The organism is Flavobacterium sp. DSR3-2 (assembly GCF_049896525.1).
In the GTDB taxonomy this organism is placed as follows: domain Bacteria; phylum Bacteroidota; class Bacteroidia; order Flavobacteriales; family Flavobacteriaceae; genus Flavobacterium.
Map to the genome: position 1 here is coordinate 191,671 of NZ_JAFCUM010000004.1, position 17,585 is coordinate 209,255.

Sequence of the window (17,585 nt, forward strand, 5' to 3'; positions counted from 1 at the left end):
TATGCTTTAAACCGATTTTAAATAATGACGCAGCAGTCACGAAGCAGAGGATAATTAAAAAAAGAAATAAAAAAGGCTTAATTCTTAATTTATAATTGTGAAACAAAAAAACTCCAGCTAAAGCTAGAGTTTTAAATATAATTTAAATGAAGTCTAAGCTTCTTCCATTGTATGATACACGTTCATCACGTCATCATCTTCTTCCAGTTTTTCAATCAGCTTTTCGATATCAGCCATTTCAGATTCTGTTACTTTCTTCATGATTTGGGGTATTCTTTCAAATCCGGAAGAGAGAATTTCCAGTCCTCTATTTTCTAATTCTTTTTGGATGGTTCCAAAGCTTCCAAAAGGGGCGTAAATCAATATACCGTCTTCATCTTCAAAAACTTCCTCAGCACCAAAATCGATTAATTCTAACTCCAGTTCTTCAGGATCTATTCCGTTCGCTGGAATTCTAAAATTACAGGTGTGGTCAAACATAAATTCAACGGAACCTTGAGTTCCCATTGTACCATTGCATTTATTAAAATAACTCCTGACATTAGCCACCGTTCTGTTGTTATTATCTGTGGCAGTTTCAACCAAAATTGCAATTCCATGAGGTGCATATCCTTCAAATAAAACTTCTTTATAATTGGCTGTATCTTTATCAGTCGCTTTTTTAATGGCGCGTTCCACATTTTCTTTAGGCATGTTCACGGCCTTAGAGTTCTGGATAACGGCTCTTAATCTGGAGTTGGCATCAGGATTAGGTCCGCCTTCTTTTACGGCCATTACAATATCTTTTCCAATTCTGGTAAATGCTTTGGCCATTGCTGACCAACGTTTCATTTTTCTTCCTTTTCTAAACTCAAACGCTCTTCCCATTTCTATTTCTTATTTTGAACTGCAAAAATACAGTTATTAGTTATTTTTTCAAATATTTTTGTTAATCAATTGGAACGTGTTTTGAAATAAAATTTGTTCCGGTTGTATTCCAGTTATTGATAGCGAGGGATCGTTCTGTGTTGAACTTTGTATTGAGTTTATTATACGTTCCTACCTCTTTATTAAGTGTATTTACCAACGCATTGAAATTATCAATTTCTGCTTTTGATCTGATGTTGGCTTTTTTATCGTCCATTATTTTTTTTCTTTCCTGAAATTTTTGGTTCAGCATCATAAAAGCAACAACACCAGGTGCGAATTCTAACGCTTCTTTTTTACTGAATTCCAATACTTTTTTAGTAGCATTTACAAGCATTACGTCATTTTTGTAGGCTTTAAATGTTTTTAGTTTATCCAGACCTTCATTCGAATATTGTTCCAGTGCATTGCTGTTTTGTTGAATCGCGTTCAAATTATTTTCAGCAATCGCTTTCATCAACACCGATTCTGTAAAATTTACTTTAAAAAAGATCAGATATAATTGCGTGTGATTTTCGAAAACTTCGTTGGATATTTTCATTTTTTTGCCCAATTCACTTTTATCTTCCCCAATTTGAATCCCATATTTATTGGCAAATATTTTTTGGTTGGCATTCAATTTATCGACTTCTTCATTGATTTTAGCATTGACTAAATCTCTTGCCATAATAAACGCTTCCATAAAGTCATACGATTGTTCAGCAACCTCCTGCATGTTTATTATTTTGTCATATTCCTGATTAATTTGCTTTTCAGAAATTGCTAGATAAGCCAGAAGCTGGTTTTTATATTCCACATCACCTTTATAACCTTCTTTCAAAGCTTCTATTTTTTTAGCCGCGGTTTGTATGCTTTTTACCAATGTTTTTCGAGTAACATCAATTTTTCGGGCGTTCTTGCTGTGTGCCACAGCCGAAGTGTATTTCCATGTAGTTCGGGAAATTACATCAGTTTCCTTGCTGATGTAATTCAAATAATCAACTGGAGTTTTGAATTCCTGAGCATTTGTAATGGTTACAGTTATCAAAAATAAGAGCAAAGTATAGATTGATTTCATGTTTTGTGGGTTGGTTTATTTGGTTAAAGTATTATAATCATTAAGTATTGCAATTGCTTCCTCTAAATACGGACTGTTTTTTAAATTCTTAATTTTGTACGTATTACTATCTTGCTGAAAAGTATCAAATTTTAATTTCTCTACATCATAAGTGGTATTCGAAAGCGTAAAATTACTTTCACTGTCAATTATTTTTTTTACCTTTTCCCAAAGGGAGTCAATTTTATGCACCTCATCAAATACATCTTTGAGAACTAATCGGGTTGGCTTTTTAGGATTGTTATAAAGTGCATTAATCTGTTGGTTAGCCACATTGATTTCATTAAAACGGATATTTTCTTTAACTCTCGTTTGACTTAATGCTGTTAGTTGCGGGAAATAGGTTTTTGGCAAAGGACTAAATCTGGCTTTTGTAGTAATGATATCGTTTTTCAGTGCCGTTTTGTAACTGCCTTCACGAGGATTTATACTGTCAAATAAAACGGGGAGCATAATATCTGGTATTATTCCTTTTATCTGATTGCTGTCACCGGTAATTCTATAAAATTTTTCAATCGTTACTTTCACAAAGTCTTCTTGATTATTTTTATCCAGTGGTACTATTGCCTGCATGCTTGCCTTACCTAATGAGGTGCTTCCGATGATGATTCCGCGGTTGTAATCTTGTATCGCCGCCGCAAAAAATTCACTTGCTGAGGCAGAGTTCCCATTCATTAATAGCACTAAAGGGCCACTGTAAACGCTGCCACGATTGTAATCTTTTAGTATTGTCTGTTGGTCGTTACTGTCTACCAAAACGGATAAAGGACCGACATCTATAAACATTCCGGCTAATTTAATCGCTTCTTGGATAGAGCCTCCACCATTATTCTGAAGATCAATTACTAAACCTTTTATGTTGTCTTTTTGCAGTTTTACAATTTCTTTCGCAACATCATCGGCACAACCTTGAACGGTGTTTCCATCAAAATTCGAATAAAAACTTGGGATATTGATGTAGCCAATTTTCGATTCTTTTTCGGCGATGTAGCTGTAAACTTCATTATCAGTTGCTTTCATTACTTGTTTTCGAAGAAATACGGTAACAATAGCGCCATTTTTTTTCTGAATGGTTAATTCTATGTCAATATTGGAATCTGAAAAAATCAATTCTCCAATTTTTTCAATAGAAGAGCATGAAACTGTGTAAGTTGTTCCTTTTGCATTGGAAACCTTCACAATAATATCGTCTTTGTCAAATTTATTGGTTTTCGCAGCTGGTCCGCCCGGAACAATTTCCTGTACGATGATTTCTTCTTTTTCATTAAAGCCAACGTTCAATCCTAGCGAAAGAGAGCTGGTAGACAAACCCGACATGAAACTGGATTTTGCGGCCAACGAAAAATAATTAGAGTGCGGGTCAAAATAAGTGCAAAAGAGGTTCATAAAAGTGTTTTGCAGATCACTTGCGATTCGGTCTTTGGTTTCCAAAATACTGTTTACCTGACACAAATTAGCGTCAAATAGTTTTGTTTTGGTTGTTTTTTCAAGAGCTGAGAAATTTTGATTCAAAGAATCTAAATTAGTGCTTAATTTAGAAATATCTTCCAGAATATCATAGCGAATTCTTTTTTTCCAAACACGTTCTAAATCAGTGGCAACTAAATCAAAAGGAAATTTTTTCTTCGAAAATTTTACAGAATCGTTTGAAGTATAGTCAAAAGAATCCTTTTGTATTTTCTCTAAAACTTTCTTTTTTCTGTTTAACGCCAAGGTGTAGACAGCAACAAAATCATTCATAAAAGAACAATTATTTTGCAAAATGTAATTGTCCAGTTGGAGTCTGTGTTCGCATAGTTTTTTGTATTCAATCTTGGTGAATAAGTTTCGGTTCGAATCCAAAGCATCCAAGAAACCATCAAAAACAAAAACCGATAAACTGTCGTCTACCGGTTTTGGTTGGTAATGTTCGCGCTGTAATAACGCATTTATTTTAGAAAGTGTTTCACAGGTTTTTGCGTCATTTTGACCAAAAAGTGAAAATGTAGTCAGCAAAAATGTAAGTGAAAGTTTCTTCATTTATTTTTATTTCTTGTAAAAAGGTAATTTTACCACTCTAGCTAATACGTCATTTTTACGAATTCTAATAAATATATCGCTGTCCAAGGCACTGTTTTCTACAGTTACATAACCCATTCCTATTCCTTTATTCATGGAAGGTGACATCGTTCCCGAAGTTACTATTCCGATTACATTTCCTGATGCATCTACAATTTCGTAATCGTGTCTTGGCACCGCACGTTCCTGCATTTCAAAAGCAACAAGTTTTTTAGAAACTCCAGCTTCTTTTTGTTTTTTCAGATTTTTTGAATTGGAGAATTCTTTTGTAAACTTTGTAATCCATCCCAAACCAGCTTCCAATGGAGAAGTCGTGTCGTTGATATCATTTCCGTACAAACAGAAACCCATTTCAAGTCGCAACGTATCACGGGCCGCAAGACCAATTGGTTTGATGCCAAAAGCCGCACCCGCCTCAAAAACTTTATTCCAAATTTGTTCTACTTCTGAATTTTTGCAATAAATCTCAAAACCGCCAGAACCAGTATATCCTGTTGCCGAAATGATTACGTTTTCTATACCGGCAAAATCACCCACTTCAAAATGGTAATATGGAATCGATGATAAATCTTTTGAGGTCAAGGATTGCATTGCTTCAACCGCTTTTGGCCCTTGAATTGCCAATAATGAATAATCATCCGAAAGGTTTTTCATCTCCACACCCAAATCATTATGAGCCGAAATCCAATCCCAATCCTTGTCAATATTCGATGCGTTTACGACTAATAAATACTGCTCATCTTTCATTTTATAAACCAGCAAATCATCTACAATTCCACCATCATTGTTTGGCAAACAAGAATATTGCGCTTTTCCGATAGTCAAAGTCGAAGCGTCATTTGAAGTCACTTTTTGAATCAAAGCCAATGCATTTGGACCCGTGAGCAGGAATTCACCCATGTGAGAAACGTCAAAAACACCCACGGCATTGCGCACCGTTTCATGTTCGGCATTCACTCCTTCATATAAAATAGGCATATTGTATCCGGCAAAAGGAAGCATTTTCGCTCCCAAATTCTCGTGTATGTGCGTAAGCGCAGTATTTTTCATTGTGTTTTTCTATAAAGTTTGAAGTCGCTAATTTATTGATTTTATTTCGGGTGACAAAGGCGGAGCGAAGCAAAGTTTAAAGTTTCAAACGTTTTCGGAATAATTCGTGGTGTAGGATTTATAACCTTTTTTTTTAGGAGCTATTTCCTGCTTTTCACTGCAATCTTTTTATTCGCCGAAAAGGCGCATAAAAAGGATTTCCGTTGCAGTCAGGGCTAGGAAATTTCGGTTCGATTAACGAATTTTTTTCATATTAAATTTGTAATTTTAAACAAACAAATTTCCATGACGAATCCCAGTTACATTGACCATGAAGAAATCCTGAAACGCTACAAACAGCCAGACAAACAGACCCATAAAGGAATTCAGGGACACGCATTGATCATTGGCGGAAGTTACGGCAAAATGGGAGCAGTGAGTTTATCCTCGAAAGCGTGCTTGAAAACCGGTTGCGGATTAGTCACCGTTTTCATTCCAAAATGTGGGTATGATATTTTACAAATCTCAATCCCGGAAGTGATGGTTCTGACGGATATTCAGGAGGAAATGATTTCTAATATCACTTTCGACTTTACCCCGCAAGCCGTAGGAATTGGTCCCGGTTTAGGTCAGGCCGTTGAAACTCAAGATGCGTTGCATCAATTTTTGAAAACAAATAAAACTCCTTTGGTTATAGACGCTGATGCATTGAATATAATCTCCAAAAACAAAAAATTACTAGATTTACTACAGCCCAAAACCGTTATTACGCCACATCCCAAAGAACTGGAACGATTGATTGGAAAATGGGATTCCGAAGAGGAACAAATCAGTAAAGCAATCTCTTTTTCTAAACAACACCAAGTTATAATTGTGATGAAAGGTGCCCCAACCCGAATAATAGATGGTGAAACTGTTTATGAAAATACCACCGGAAATGCTGCTCTCGCTACCGCCGGAACGGGTGATGTTTTGACTGGAATGATTACCAGTTTATTGGCACAATCCTATGAACCGATAGACGCCGCTATTCTTGGCGTTTACCTTCATGGATTAACCGCTGATATTGCGTTGTCCGAAACGGGTTATCAATCATTTATCGCTTCAGATGTGATTGCAAATATTGGAAAAGCTTTTTTAAGTATTACCGAATAAAATTTCTTAAAAAGGTTTCAAAAAAAATTATATTTTTAATTCATTAAACAAATTAATCAGTTTGGTTTCAGATGGTTTTGGAGCATTTGAATTTACAATGTTGCCATCTGGATCAATAAGAATAAATCTGGGAATTTCCTTTATTTCATAAGCTTCAATAAATTCGGAACTGAAGTCCATATCTGCTAATAATTGAATTCCTCCCAATTGTTTTGTGTTTACAAGATTGCTCCATTTTTGTCGGTCTTTAATATTGTCAACAGAAATGCTAACAAAATGAATATTTTTACCTTGGTATTGTTCTTCCACTTTTTTCAAGTATGGTACTTCCATAAGACAAGGCCCACACCAAGTTGCCCAAACATCAATGTAAACATATTTTCCTTTTAGACTTTTTAAAGATGTTTTTCCTCCTTTTTGGTTTTCGTAATCAAATTGTGGAGATGTTTTGTGCGGTTGTATCGTTACTAGAGTATTATAAATTGCAGTAAGATTCTCTTTTAATTTCAGATTATTTGTAATGGAAAGATATTCTTGATATGTATATTCATAATTGGCATTATCAATATTTATGTCATAAATAGAATTTTGAATTATGAAATTCTTAAGGTTTTGACTTTTAAGAGCTTTAATATTAATGATTTTAGCTGTTATAAAATTAATATTTGTTCCGTTAAATTTTATATTATTGAAGAATTTTAAGGTAACTAATTTTTGGTATTCATGGGAAAATAAAAAATCTGCGTCATTATCTAAATCTATTTTTTCATCAAATTTCGGAAATTTATCTGAAACTTGAAATTCTTTTAAATGGGCATAAAGTTGATGGTAATTTTTATAAAACAGTATGTGTTTTTGCTCTAAATAATTAATATTAACATATTCTTTTTCTTTAAAATCGTCATTAGTAAATTTAGTTTTATTGTACAAGGCCGAAATAGTAGTTTTGATTTCATTCACTTTATTTAGGAACTCCATTTCATCTAATTTATACAATTCTTCATCTGAAATTTGAGAGGTTATATTTAATTTTTCAATTATATATTGATTTACGATACTACCTTTGCCTTTATATTTTAAACTTTTATTAAAAACGTTATCATCAGCGAATAGCATTAGATTAGTTTCTTTAGAAAGATAGATTGGTATGCTGTTTTTACCAGTTTCAAGGGTGTAAATTCCATCATATGGAATACTTATGTTTTCTGAAAAATTACCATCGGTATTTAATTTGATTTCTTTCTCAAATAATTCTCCTTTTACACTTACAGTTCCGTTCGAGGTATTAATTATTTTCCCGGAAATTGGTATTAGCTCTTTTGAACTTGTGAATGAGGCTAAAACTAAAATTAGAAATAGATAAATAATTTTTTTCATTGCGGTTTATTTTTACTAGTTATCCAAATGTAAAGCATCCTATTAAGATTAATGTTTAATTTTAGGAAATAAAATAAAAAGGAATTGCTTGCTTTTTTAAATTTAAACAAAAATATTGCGTTGCCCGAAACGGGTTATCAATCGTTTATCGCTTCAGATGTGATTGCAAATATTGGAAAAGCTTTTTTGAGTTTGAAAAAAATGGAGTAAATAGCGCTCATAAATGAATTTTATCCCACTTATTTGTAAGTTTGTATCCAAGCAAAATAGCTTTGTCCAATTCGATTATGGAAAACATACCCCATCTTAGAACCGTAAATGTTACGCGATACATCACTCCGTTGCGCGAAGGCGGTTCTTTGCCTGCTCTCGCGGAAGCCGATGATGATTTTAAATATGTATTAAAATTCAAAGGTGCCGGACACGGTGTAAAAGCTTTGATTGCCGAATTAATCGGTGGAGAAATTGCCCGTGTTTTAAACCTGAAAGTGCCGGAATTGGTTTATGCCAATCTCGACGAAGCTTTTGGACGCAGTGAAGCCGACGAAGAAATTCAGGACTTGCTTCAGGGAAGTCAAGGACTTAATTTAGCGTTACATTATTTATCGGGAGCCATAAATTTTGATCCTGTTGTCACGTTGGTTGACCCAAAACTAGCTTCTCAAATTGTTTGGTTGGATACTTTTATTACAAATGTGGACAGAACGTTTAGAAACACCAATATGTTAATTTGGCACAAAGAATTATGGCTGATCGATCACGGCGCCAGTCTTTATTTTCATCATTCGTGGACCAATTGGGAAAAGCATGCGCAAAGTCCTTTTGCACTAATAAAAGACCATGTTTTATTACCTCAGGCTTCTTTGTTGCCAGAAACGGATACAATATTCAAAAAAATATTAACTGACAATGTATTGCAAAGTATTGTAAATCTGATTCCGGGAGTATGGCTGAATTGGGAAGATACCGATGAAACTCCTGAAGCGATAAGGGAAGTCTATTTTCAGTTTTTATCCACACGTTTAAACCATTCCGAAATTTTTATAAATGAAGCACAAAATGCAAGAGCAACACTTATATGAGTATGCCGTTATCCGAGTTGTGCCAAGGGTAGAACGCGAAGAATTCCTCAATGTAGGTATTATTCTTTTTTGTAAAAAAGCAAAATTTATCAAGGTGCTGTATTCTGTAAATGAATCGAAAGTCCAGCTTTTTGCAGATGATTTGGATGTCGAACAACTGCATTTAAATGTACAGGCATTTGCAAAGGTGGCACATGGCGAAAAATCAGGTGGACCAATAGGGCAATTTGATATTCCATCGCGTTTTCGTTGGTTGACCGCGCTCCGCAGTTCAGCCATTCAAACCTCAAGGCCACATCCGGGTTTGTGTCATGATTTGGAACAAACAACACAACGCTTGTTTGAAGAAATGGTGTTGTAAATAAATTTTAAAACTGTTGGAAAGTCAATTCATAATTAAAATACTTTTTTGCTATCAACAATAGAATAGAGAGGGTATGACTGTCCGCAAAACGTATTAACTATTTTTTGCCACGGATTCACTGATTTTAAATTGGATAATTTCAATTTTTTTTTACCAAAAATCTATTTTTAATCTGTGAATCTGTGGCTAATTTTTTAAAAACGTTGATGCGTGATTTACTAGGAATGAGTCTACGACAATAGTATAAAAAATTTAAGGTAGACTGTTCAGATGACGCGCAAGATGCATCCCCATACTAAAACAAGCTTGCAAGAGATAGCCGCCGGTAGGTGCATCCCAGTCGAGCATTTCACCAATGCAATAATTATATTTTTTATTTTTTAGTTGAAAATTTTCGTCCACAGCATTCAGTTGGATACCGCCTGTTGTAGATATTGCATCGTTCAATAGCGCAGACTCAGTTATTTCGATACTTAATTTTTTAATATTTTGAGCCAATAGTTCCGGATTTAGGTAGGTTTCTTTCGAAAGGTATTTTTTCAAAAGCCCAATCTGCGCAGGACTCAATTTAATTTCTTTTTGCAGTGTTTCACTCGTCTTTTTGAAAGTCGATTTTTTAATTTTTTGAAGTAAATCATCAGAACTCAAAGTTGGCTTCATATCCAAGAAAACAATCGCCTTTTGTTGGCTTTGCAGTTCTTTTCGAATTTGTGGACTAAGCGCATAAATGGCATTGCCTTCTAAACCAAAACGGGTAATAACCGCTTCCCCTTTTTGCTTTTTGTTCAAACAGCTAATCGCAATATTTTTAAGCGGACTGCCTTCATGTTCGAAAATAAAATCTTCCGACCAGTCCACACGGTACGCACAATTTGAAGATTGAAAAGGAATGACAGGAATATTTTCCCTTTCAAATAACTCAAACCAAGTACCATCAGAACCGGTGACTTTCCAACTCCCGCCGCCCATCGCAAAAATGGTATAGTCGGATTTTATTGCTGTATCTGAATTGAAAACAACGGCATCATTGCTTGTCCAACCCGTCCAAGTGTGTTGAAATTGAATAGTAACACCTTGCTTATTCAAAACGTCCAAAATTGCGTTGAGTACAGTTATTGGTTTGATGCCACTTTCAGGATATACCCGCTTGCTACTGCCAATGTATGTTGAAATACCGATTGTACCAATCCACTTTCTAAAGTCGTCGTTGTCAAAATCAAGGAGTGCTTTTTTTAAAAAATGAGGTGGTGTATAGCGCGCAATTAATTCTGCAATGGGTTCCGAATGGGTGAGGTTGAAACCTCCTTTTCCGGCCACCAGAAATTTTCGTCCTAATGTTTTATTTTTTTCGTAAACTGTAACCTTGAATTTTTCACGATCCAATAATGCTGCAAGTATAAGCGCTGCGGGTCCTCCTCCAATGATTGAAACTGATTTTTTCACGCCACAAAAATAGGTTTTTTTACCTATAACCCCTGATGTTGGATTTTATATTAGAGTTTTGGCGCAATCCCAAAGCAGAAAATTCTATTTTTCATTCCCGTATCTACAGCTTTGGCGTCTGTGCCTCGATGTAATTATGTAAAGGGATTTTGTGTTGTATCTTTCTAATTTATAAATACAGCGCGTCTTATTCGCTTAATTTAATTTCTAACTTCAAGTCTATTCTTGCGATTTAATTGAATTGGAGCGGTTATGAAGAAATAGATTTTCTAATACTTTAAATACTTTTTACAAAGAGGTTCTTTAAAAAACGCTGGGGTTTTGCCGAGGCAAGAGTAAAATTGTAAGCGGATAGTTTAAGCAAAATAAGTGAATAAACGTTGGCAAAACAGTTTTAGCCAATGGCGAAAATAAGAATATCAGTTCTTCGAAATTGAAGTAAGGCGATGTTCTTATCTTTGAAGCGGTTGATGCAATAACCACAGGTGCTGAATCCATTGTAGGTTTAACGATTATTGCTTAACGACAAATTACTGTTGAGAGCGCTCCTGTTAGTTGGGAAACTGAAGGCGACAAATCGTCTGTAAACAACGGAACTAAAGTGTGATCGGACAAGATTAAACATATTTGGAATAATCAACCAGGCAAATTTTTTTTAGATATAATGATTACTTTCGCCGAAGGAACAAGCTGTCAAAAAATGCCTGACTAAATTGCATACATCATTCTATTGGCAGCATTTAGATTATTATTATTATTAACCCGTTGGATGTAATTATTGAAGAAAAATAATTACATCCAACGGAAAACAATTAGTACAATAATTTTAACGCTACAATATCAAATCTAACCAGATTACTTATTATGTTATAATTTACTTTTCTTCAAAGCGTCGATTAATTCCACCAAATCGACTACACCGTAAGTAGACATATAGTCTGAGACTGCATAAGGTAAGATAAGACTATTGTTGTGAATAATTGAACCGCATGAATACACTACATTAGGTACATAGCCTTCCCGTTCATCCTCAAGCGGTGAGAGTAGTGGCTCACTAAGTCTTCCAATTTCCTTCGAAGGATCATCAAGATCAAACAGCGAAGCACCTATGCAATATCGTCTCATGGCACCTACACCGTGCGTAATCACTAGCCAGCCTTCATCAGTCCAAAGTGGCGATCCACAATTTCCAATTTGTGTATATTCCCATGGATAACGCGGTTCTTGGATGATGACGGGATTATCCCATTGTGTAGCTCTATCGGAATACATAAGGTAATTGTTAACACCATCAACTCTAGATAGCATAGCATACTTGCCCTTAATTTTTCTAGGAAATACTGCGAGGTTTTTATTTTGAGCACCAGCTCCATGTAAAGGCATTACCCGGAACGTATAAAAGTCTTCAGTAGAAATCAGTTTCGGAAGAATTACATGACCATTATAAGCGGTGTATGTAGCAATAACTTTTTCTGATTTATCATCATCCACAAAGCGAACAAAACGGGCATCTTCAATACCGCGGCTTTCAGAATCTGATATTGGAAATATAACACGTTCGGTGATGTCAGAATCATGTTTGAAATGCAAATCATAAAACGAATCTGCTAACCAGATCACTTCTTCCAGCGCGGTTCTCCTATCAAGGCTTATTGTTTGATCGCTCAAGGCTTGATTTACAATATTTTTTAAAGCATAATATCCAAATTCATCTGGTAAGTCTTGCATAATACAAGTTGAATATTTGTCCTGAGTATGCATTTCTGTCAATTTCTGTATAAATCGTTTTTTGTTATATAATGATTTGTGAATAATTTCAGCTTTATCAATGTTGTCACCAATTTTTACCATTTGGAGATCGTTATTTTTATCGAGAATTCCCCTTCTAAAAACGATTGATGAGATATGACCTTCCCCCGTGGCACGGAAAGAAATGATGACTCGTTTTTCTCCCTTTTCAAGATTTGACTGATCAAAATCTTCCACAATAGAAGGGTTGAAAAAGGCTGCTGATTCTATGGCGTACTCCATAGTACAGTAAGAACCGATGAGCAATTTTCGTTCAGCTGAAAGGGCTTCATAGTTGATTTGCATCCCTTCAATTATCCCTCTGATTTTTTCGCAATGCTTATAAAATGTATTTGAAATATTCCTATGACGTCGGGCAAAATCCCGAAGAGTGTGTTCCAAGGTCTCTCTGACTTGTTTTTCATTTAATGTCATGATGTGACTCACCATTTTTTGGGTCCGTTCATCGCCATTCATAAAATAGCGGGCAACAACCCTACTGCAATCAGGAATAAATTTTACATTTTTTCGTATGACAGGAACTCTCATAGATTTATTTTTAAATTTAATTAAATAAGTACGTTTTTTTATCAAGTGATGAAAAGTCGTTTAAGTATTATAAAAGGCTTTAACATCGATGTAAAAACCATCGATAATTACCCTGATTTCTTCTTCCCTTAAGCAATTTAAGCTTCATCTTGAATATTTCTTTTATCAAACGTTAAATTATATCGTGCTTTTAAATTGATGCAAAATAAAAAATAGTATTAAAATTTATTCTGTGTAAATTCGAACTAAACGTTTTGTCAATTTTATGTTAATTTTTTAGTAATCTAAGGATGAATATATTGTAAGCTTTTATCTCCTTTCCAAGATGTTTTTAATAAATTGATGTGTTTTAACAAAGGAATCGAACCTTGCATTTTTCGAAACTTCTCTAACCGGCTCCCAATACTTTAATACTCAATTTTTTTTAGTACAAGAATATTTTCCACTTGTTCCAGACGTTTTGGAAATTCTCTTTTAGAGTCATTTAGTTCGGTCTCCATATTTGTCAAATCTAAATGCAGTATTTCTATTTCTTTGTTTAATTTTCCCAGATTGCGAATAATTTCATGAATTTTACTTTCTGCTTTAGTTACTTGTAATCGTTTGCAGTAAATGAGGCTCTCTGAACTATGTGAGGGAGCAATCATCGTGATTAGAAATGGATAATTGTCAGTTACGTAAACCGCTTTTAATTTTCCGCGTTCAAGTTCCACTTTGAGTTCAAATGCAAATTCTTACATATTAAATGCTTCCTGTTTGCTTTTCGGATTTAAATAAGCCTTGATTGCCTTCGCATTATTCATTGTTAATAAAGCTACGAAAGTTTTTTTTCAGTCATTCAAGTCCTTAACTATAGCCTCTTCAACAGCAGGAATATTTTTTAGATTTTGAAGATCTCCTTGCGACCAGTCCCAACTTTAGGACGAGCTGGTTTTATGTATCTTTCACAAAAATCTGCTGTATCACCTTTACGGCTTACAAATTGTCCTTTCCTTTCTATAAAAAAGTCCTGATAAATTCCGCTACATTTCATTTTTTTACTTTTTAAAAAGATTCGGTTTTAAAAAAAATATGTGCAGGTAAATGGTCTGCGTAATATTTTATTTAAGATTTCTTCATACTTTTCAGGAAACTTAAATCATTGTTTTTCATTGATTAAGATTTGAAGTCGTCAATGCCTTAATATTTCTTCACGCAATTTACCCAATAAAAAAATTCATATTTCGTCGTCATAATAGTTATAAATAGGTACTGTAAAATTGAAAGAGGAGGCGACACTCTGCATGTTTTCGACCCATATTTTACTACCGTTTTTTTGTAAAAGATCTTTTACCAATAATAATCCGATACCTTGACCTTTATTTTTTGTTCTTTCTTTTAAAAAAAATTCCATTTGTGGGATAAAAATATTTTTTTGTTGTTCTTTAAACATGCCAATTTCAAAATTCCAGATTTCCACAATAATTTTATCACATTCTCTAACGGTTGTAATGGTAATTTTTCCATTAGGTTATGAATATTTGATAGCATTTGAAACAATGTTTTGAAGTATCGAGAGCAACATTTTTCCATCGACAAAAACACAGTTATTTTCTTGAATTTTGTGATGAAGACTAATTGTGTTTAGAAGAGCGTTTTTCTTTAATATTTCAAAAACTTTATCCACATATTGTACCAACTCAATTTTTGAGGGAGAAAATACGTCTACCGCATATTTTACTCTTACACATTCCACCAGATAGTATTACATATTTAATTCCTTTATTGAGGATTCGTAAATCAGACTGAGCATTTCCTTTACCGTAGAAATGTCCATTTTCTCAAAATTTGACTTCAGATACTCCTTCGTTCCTACAATTCCCGCAAGATGGCTTCTTAAATCACGGGAAAGTATAGCCAGCATCCTGTTTTTGTGCGTTATAAGTTATGCAAGATCTTTTGCATCAGCGTTGGCAATAAGCCCTCTTTTTGTAATATTATCCGTAATCCAAAGGCGCTTTAGGGATTTTGGAAATTTAATTTGCGTTAATTTGTTACCTTTTTGGATCAGATTTATATTTTTAATCATTTTTTTTAGATTGCACATACGTCAAATAAATGCTACTAAAGTTAAATATTTTTAATCACATATAATGTTTATAATTGAAAAAAAATAATATAATTACTTAATAATGAGTGATTAGTATTTTTTTTATTTTAACACAATGTTGAATTTTAAAAACTAAACTTTCTCAGATACAAACTTGAGATTAGGTTTTTGGACGAAAAAAATTAAATCAAATAGAAGAACATAATAATAAAGAATACTTCTGGAAATTTAAATAATTTATTGTCATTGGTGGGAAAGAAAGTATAATAAGAAATAACGTTTTCATCTGTAGAAGAAAGATCCGACTAATTAATTTAAAAATTCTCAAGCTAATCCAAATTCCAGAGTCCCATTCTCGAAATCTTATAAAATTGAGATTTTTTAGAGATCGTATAAATTAATTTAATTTTTCTAAGCTCTGTCAGTAAGCGCTCCAATATCTTGTAAACGATTTGTAGAGCAGTTTAGCGTGTATATTCCAGTTAAATAATAAAGGAAGGTTTTAAATTAATGCGATTATTGACAGGAAATTGCGGCAGATTAATTTTAGTGGAGCGGATACCTGTTTAATTATTACTTCATCGATTTGACGCATTATTTAAATAAAATTAACAGTTACAAAATTTTATTATTAATCTTAAATTTATTTTAAATACTTGTAAATGAGTTATTTGTGTTTTATCTTTATAGTGGTAAAATATTTTAAAATGCTGTTGCGTGATAATTGTAAAACCATATTAAAAGAGAAATTACATTCCAGCTAAGTTATTTTTCGACTGTGTATGTAGAAAAATGAGATATACCTCGATGTTATTTTTTAATCTTATTCAAAGTAATTTTTATATTAATCTTTTAAAATCAATTAAAATGAAAAAAGTAATTTTTGTAAGTGTGGCACTTTGCTTTTCAATGTGTTTGTTTGCCCAAACAGATTCAACGAACAAAAAAATGCAGCAAATTAATAATGGAAAAAATCAAATGACCAGAGAACGGAATTATCAAACAGCTAATAAGTCTTTTCCCGATGGCGTAATGATGAAAAATGGAAAGTTGATGATGGTCAAAAATGGAAAAATGACCTTAATGGATCACGAAATGTCAATGAGTAACGGGACGAAAGTGATGTCCAACGGGACCATTATGAAAAAGGACGGTACAAAGATGATGATGAAAGAAGGCCAACATATGAATATGGCTGGTAATTTCAGAAATCCTCAAACAAAAAAAGGTATTACTAAAAAAACCACTGTTAAGGAACCTAATAACAACAAAAAGAAAGATATGTATTTGATGCAAAATGAAAAAATTAAAAAAGATAGTTTGAAATAATCAGCGTAACAAAGTAATTAATAATTCTAATCTTAAATAAAGCAACAATGGAAACGGAAGGAAATCAAAACCAGCCAGAACAGACTAAATCGGAAAAAAAAATGCTAACAGGAATGTTTGCTGATCGTGAAAGCGCCGAGAATGCCTACAACTCCCTTCATGAAAGAGGGTATAGCAAGGATGATATAAATCTAATAATGTCAGACGAAACCCGTAAAAAACATTTCTCAGATGTAGAAGAAACAGAAATAGGTACAAAAGCAGCTGAAGGTGCAGGAAAAGGTTCTGCAATTGGGGGAACTGTAGGTGCAATTGTAGGTGTTGTTGCGGCATTAGGGACGAGTTTGGTCATACCGGGTCTTGGTTTGCTGGTAGCTGGTCCTTTAGCTGCAGGTCTTGCTGGGGCAGGGGCAGGTGGTATCGCAGGCGGAGTAATAGGAGCCTTAGTGGGTTCTGGAATTCCGGAAGAACGAGCAAAAATATATGAATCCGGGGTAAAAGATGGGCGAATTGTGATGGGTGTTAATCCGAGAAACGATGACGATGCGAATCACATTGAAAATTCGTGGCGCGAAAACAAGGGGGAAGAAATCTACCGGTAGTACAACAGGTTTACAAGGGTTGGCATTTTTAGATGTCAACCTTTTTTTATTTTACGGGAGAAACGTTTCGAGATGAATTTTTACGACAAATGATGATGATATCAATCATAGTTTGACTGATAAAACAAAAATCGATCTTGATTTCCTGAGTCATCGTAATAGTTACAAACTAACTGCTGAAACTATTCCATGTAATTATTTTGAAAATAATTCGATAAATTTTGTTCTTATATCAACAAGACCTTTTCGATAACAAAGTTATTTTACGTCTTAAAAAGGGCTGAAATTTAAACCAGTTCAGAGTTTATCCGATACATCAAAATTTTCAATAACAGGTTTTAATGTTAAAATTTGGGGATGACCAGACTTATTTATTCGAGGAAAAATCAAAGACTATCCTTATAACGATGGACGCCAAGTATTATATTAATAATGCACAAGTAAAAATAAAACTGTTTTAAATACTTTCTGGGTATTTTACTCCCGGTGAAAATCAATAGAATAACTTTGGTATTAAATTCGCTTTATTTTCCATTCTAATACAAAGTTTAAACATTTTCAATAAATATACAAATAGTGGTGTTTCTGTCAATAATACTAATCTTCTGCACAATTATTACTTCTAATTATGAAAAAACATAGTAATTGTCTTCTCTATTAATTCATTTTTATTATATATCTTGTTTGAATTGATGTTATTTATTTCATTTTGTATTGG

The 17,585-nt window shown here is 33.7% G+C and carries 16 protein-coding genes; 5 read left to right on the forward strand and 11 right to left on the reverse strand.

Annotated features, from left to right (window positions below):
* Nucleotides 1-153: 153 nt before the first annotated feature.
* The 4 genes from ACP7AV_RS07770 to gcvT form a co-directional block, all read right to left on the reverse strand.
* Nucleotides 154-867 carry a YebC/PmpR family DNA-binding transcriptional regulator gene (locus ACP7AV_RS07770; protein ID WP_426063982.1) on the reverse strand — a complete coding sequence of 238 codons (714 nt, stop codon included), beginning with the start codon at nucleotides 865-867 and terminating at the stop codon, nucleotides 154-156.
* 61 nt (nucleotides 868-928) lie between these two features.
* Entirely contained in the window at nucleotides 929-1,963 is a 1,035-nt protein-coding gene (locus ACP7AV_RS07775) for a hypothetical protein (RefSeq protein WP_426091456.1), read from the reverse strand.
* 15 nt (nucleotides 1,964-1,978) lie between these two features.
* Nucleotides 1,979-4,021, reverse strand: a complete 2,043-nt coding sequence (locus tag ACP7AV_RS07780; protein ID WP_426091457.1) for a carboxy terminal-processing peptidase — start codon at nucleotides 4,019-4,021, stop codon at nucleotides 1,979-1,981.
* Between the two features lie 6 nt (nucleotides 4,022-4,027).
* A complete protein-coding gene (gcvT, locus tag ACP7AV_RS07785) occupies nucleotides 4,028-5,110 on the reverse strand; it encodes a glycine cleavage system aminomethyltransferase GcvT (RefSeq protein ID WP_426091458.1) in 1,083 nt (360 codons plus the stop codon).
* A 285-nt stretch (nucleotides 5,111-5,395) separates the two neighbouring features.
* Here gcvT and ACP7AV_RS07790 point away from each other — a divergent pair, with 285 nt between their 5' ends.
* Nucleotides 5,396-6,244 (forward strand): NAD(P)H-hydrate dehydratase, encoded by an 849-nt coding sequence (locus ACP7AV_RS07790; protein WP_426091459.1) that lies wholly within the window; start codon nucleotides 5,396-5,398, stop codon nucleotides 6,242-6,244.
* Between the two features lie 27 nt (nucleotides 6,245-6,271).
* Here the strand turns inward: ACP7AV_RS07790 and ACP7AV_RS07795 are convergent, their stop codons facing one another.
* Complete coding sequence (locus tag ACP7AV_RS07795; protein ID WP_426091460.1) at nucleotides 6,272-7,621, reverse strand: TlpA family protein disulfide reductase; 1,350 nt, start codon at nucleotides 7,619-7,621, stop codon at nucleotides 6,272-6,274.
* Between the two features lie 287 nt (nucleotides 7,622-7,908).
* On the opposite strand from ACP7AV_RS07795, the gene ACP7AV_RS07800 reads away from it, so the two are divergent.
* Entirely contained in the window at nucleotides 7,909-8,703 is a 795-nt protein-coding gene (locus ACP7AV_RS07800; protein ID WP_426091461.1) for a HipA family kinase, read from the forward strand.
* Entirely contained in the window at nucleotides 8,681-9,064 is a 384-nt protein-coding gene (locus ACP7AV_RS07805; protein ID WP_426091462.1) for a DUF3037 domain-containing protein, read from the forward strand. The genes ACP7AV_RS07800 and ACP7AV_RS07805 overlap by 23 nt, the downstream gene beginning before the upstream one ends.
* A 255-nt stretch (nucleotides 9,065-9,319) precedes the next feature.
* Here ACP7AV_RS07805 and ACP7AV_RS07810 read toward each other — a convergent pair whose 3' ends face one another.
* The 6 genes from ACP7AV_RS07810 to ACP7AV_RS07835 all read right to left on the reverse strand — a co-directional run bounded on the left by ACP7AV_RS07810 (nucleotide 9,320) and on the right by ACP7AV_RS07835 (nucleotide 14,915).
* Nucleotides 9,320-10,510, reverse strand: coding sequence for an NAD(P)/FAD-dependent oxidoreductase (locus ACP7AV_RS07810; RefSeq protein WP_426091463.1), 1,191 nt, complete (start codon nucleotides 10,508-10,510; stop codon nucleotides 9,320-9,322).
* Between the two features lie 867 nt (nucleotides 10,511-11,377).
* Complete coding sequence (locus tag ACP7AV_RS07815; protein ID WP_426091464.1) at nucleotides 11,378-12,847, reverse strand: glycoside hydrolase family 130 protein; 1,470 nt, start codon at nucleotides 12,845-12,847, stop codon at nucleotides 11,378-11,380.
* A gap of 407 nt (nucleotides 12,848-13,254) precedes the next feature.
* Nucleotides 13,255-13,560 (reverse strand): hypothetical protein, encoded by a 306-nt coding sequence (locus ACP7AV_RS07820; protein WP_426091465.1) that lies wholly within the window; start codon nucleotides 13,558-13,560, stop codon nucleotides 13,255-13,257.
* 503 nt (nucleotides 13,561-14,063) lie between these two features.
* Nucleotides 14,064-14,345 (reverse strand): ATP-binding protein, encoded by a 282-nt coding sequence (locus ACP7AV_RS07825; RefSeq protein ID WP_426091500.1) that lies wholly within the window; start codon nucleotides 14,343-14,345, stop codon nucleotides 14,064-14,066.
* A gap of 246 nt (nucleotides 14,346-14,591) precedes the next feature.
* On the reverse strand, nucleotides 14,592-14,750 hold the full coding sequence (locus ACP7AV_RS07830) for a hypothetical protein (RefSeq protein WP_426091466.1): 159 nt from the start codon (nucleotides 14,748-14,750) through the stop codon (nucleotides 14,592-14,594).
* 21 nt (nucleotides 14,751-14,771) lie between these two features.
* On the reverse strand, nucleotides 14,772-14,915 hold the full coding sequence (locus tag ACP7AV_RS07835) for a hypothetical protein (RefSeq protein ID WP_426091467.1): 144 nt from the start codon (nucleotides 14,913-14,915) through the stop codon (nucleotides 14,772-14,774).
* Nucleotides 14,916-15,803: 888 nt separating this feature from the next.
* On the opposite strand from ACP7AV_RS07835, the gene ACP7AV_RS07840 reads away from it, so the two are divergent.
* Nucleotides 15,804-16,265 (forward strand): DUF6799 domain-containing protein, encoded by a 462-nt coding sequence (locus ACP7AV_RS07840; RefSeq protein WP_426091468.1) that lies wholly within the window; start codon nucleotides 15,804-15,806, stop codon nucleotides 16,263-16,265.
* A gap of 47 nt (nucleotides 16,266-16,312) precedes the next feature.
* Nucleotides 16,313-16,867: a hypothetical protein gene (locus ACP7AV_RS07845; protein WP_426063995.1), complete on the forward strand. Its 555-nt coding sequence runs from the start codon at nucleotides 16,313-16,315 to the stop codon at nucleotides 16,865-16,867.
* Nucleotides 16,868-17,585 lie beyond the last annotated feature (718 nt).

What these genes read in the sequence shown, in the direction of transcription:
- ACP7AV_RS07830 (WP_426091466.1), bottom strand. Translation starts at nt 14,750, where the DNA reads ATGCTGGCTATACTTTCCCGTGATTTAAGAAGCCATCTTGCGGGAATT.
- ACP7AV_RS07780 (WP_426091457.1), bottom strand. Translation starts at nt 4,021, where the DNA reads ATGAAGAAACTTTCACTTACATTTTTGCTGACTACATTTTCACTTTTT.
- ACP7AV_RS07805 (WP_426091462.1), top strand. Translation starts at nt 8,681, where the DNA reads ATGCAAGAGCAACACTTATATGAGTATGCCGTTATCCGAGTTGTGCCA.
- ACP7AV_RS07800 (WP_426091461.1), top strand. Translation starts at nt 7,909, where the DNA reads ATGGAAAACATACCCCATCTTAGAACCGTAAATGTTACGCGATACATC.
- gcvT (WP_426091458.1), bottom strand. Translation starts at nt 5,110, where the DNA reads ATGAAAAATACTGCGCTTACGCACATACACGAGAATTTGGGAGCGAAA.
- ACP7AV_RS07815 (WP_426091464.1), bottom strand. Translation starts at nt 12,847, where the DNA reads ATGAGAGTTCCTGTCATACGAAAAAATGTAAAATTTATTCCTGATTGC.
- ACP7AV_RS07770 (WP_426063982.1), bottom strand. Translation starts at nt 867, where the DNA reads ATGGGAAGAGCGTTTGAGTTTAGAAAAGGAAGAAAAATGAAACGTTGG.
- ACP7AV_RS07775 (WP_426091456.1), bottom strand. Translation starts at nt 1,963, where the DNA reads ATGAAATCAATCTATACTTTGCTCTTATTTTTGATAACTGTAACCATT.
- ACP7AV_RS07795 (WP_426091460.1), bottom strand. Translation starts at nt 7,621, where the DNA reads ATGAAAAAAATTATTTATCTATTTCTAATTTTAGTTTTAGCCTCATTC.
- ACP7AV_RS07845 (WP_426063995.1), top strand. Translation starts at nt 16,313, where the DNA reads ATGGAAACGGAAGGAAATCAAAACCAGCCAGAACAGACTAAATCGGAA.
- ACP7AV_RS07790 (WP_426091459.1), top strand. Translation starts at nt 5,396, where the DNA reads ATGACGAATCCCAGTTACATTGACCATGAAGAAATCCTGAAACGCTAC.
- ACP7AV_RS07840 (WP_426091468.1), top strand. Translation starts at nt 15,804, where the DNA reads ATGAAAAAAGTAATTTTTGTAAGTGTGGCACTTTGCTTTTCAATGTGT.
- ACP7AV_RS07835 (WP_426091467.1), bottom strand. Translation starts at nt 14,915, where the DNA reads ATGATTAAAAATATAAATCTGATCCAAAAAGGTAACAAATTAACGCAA.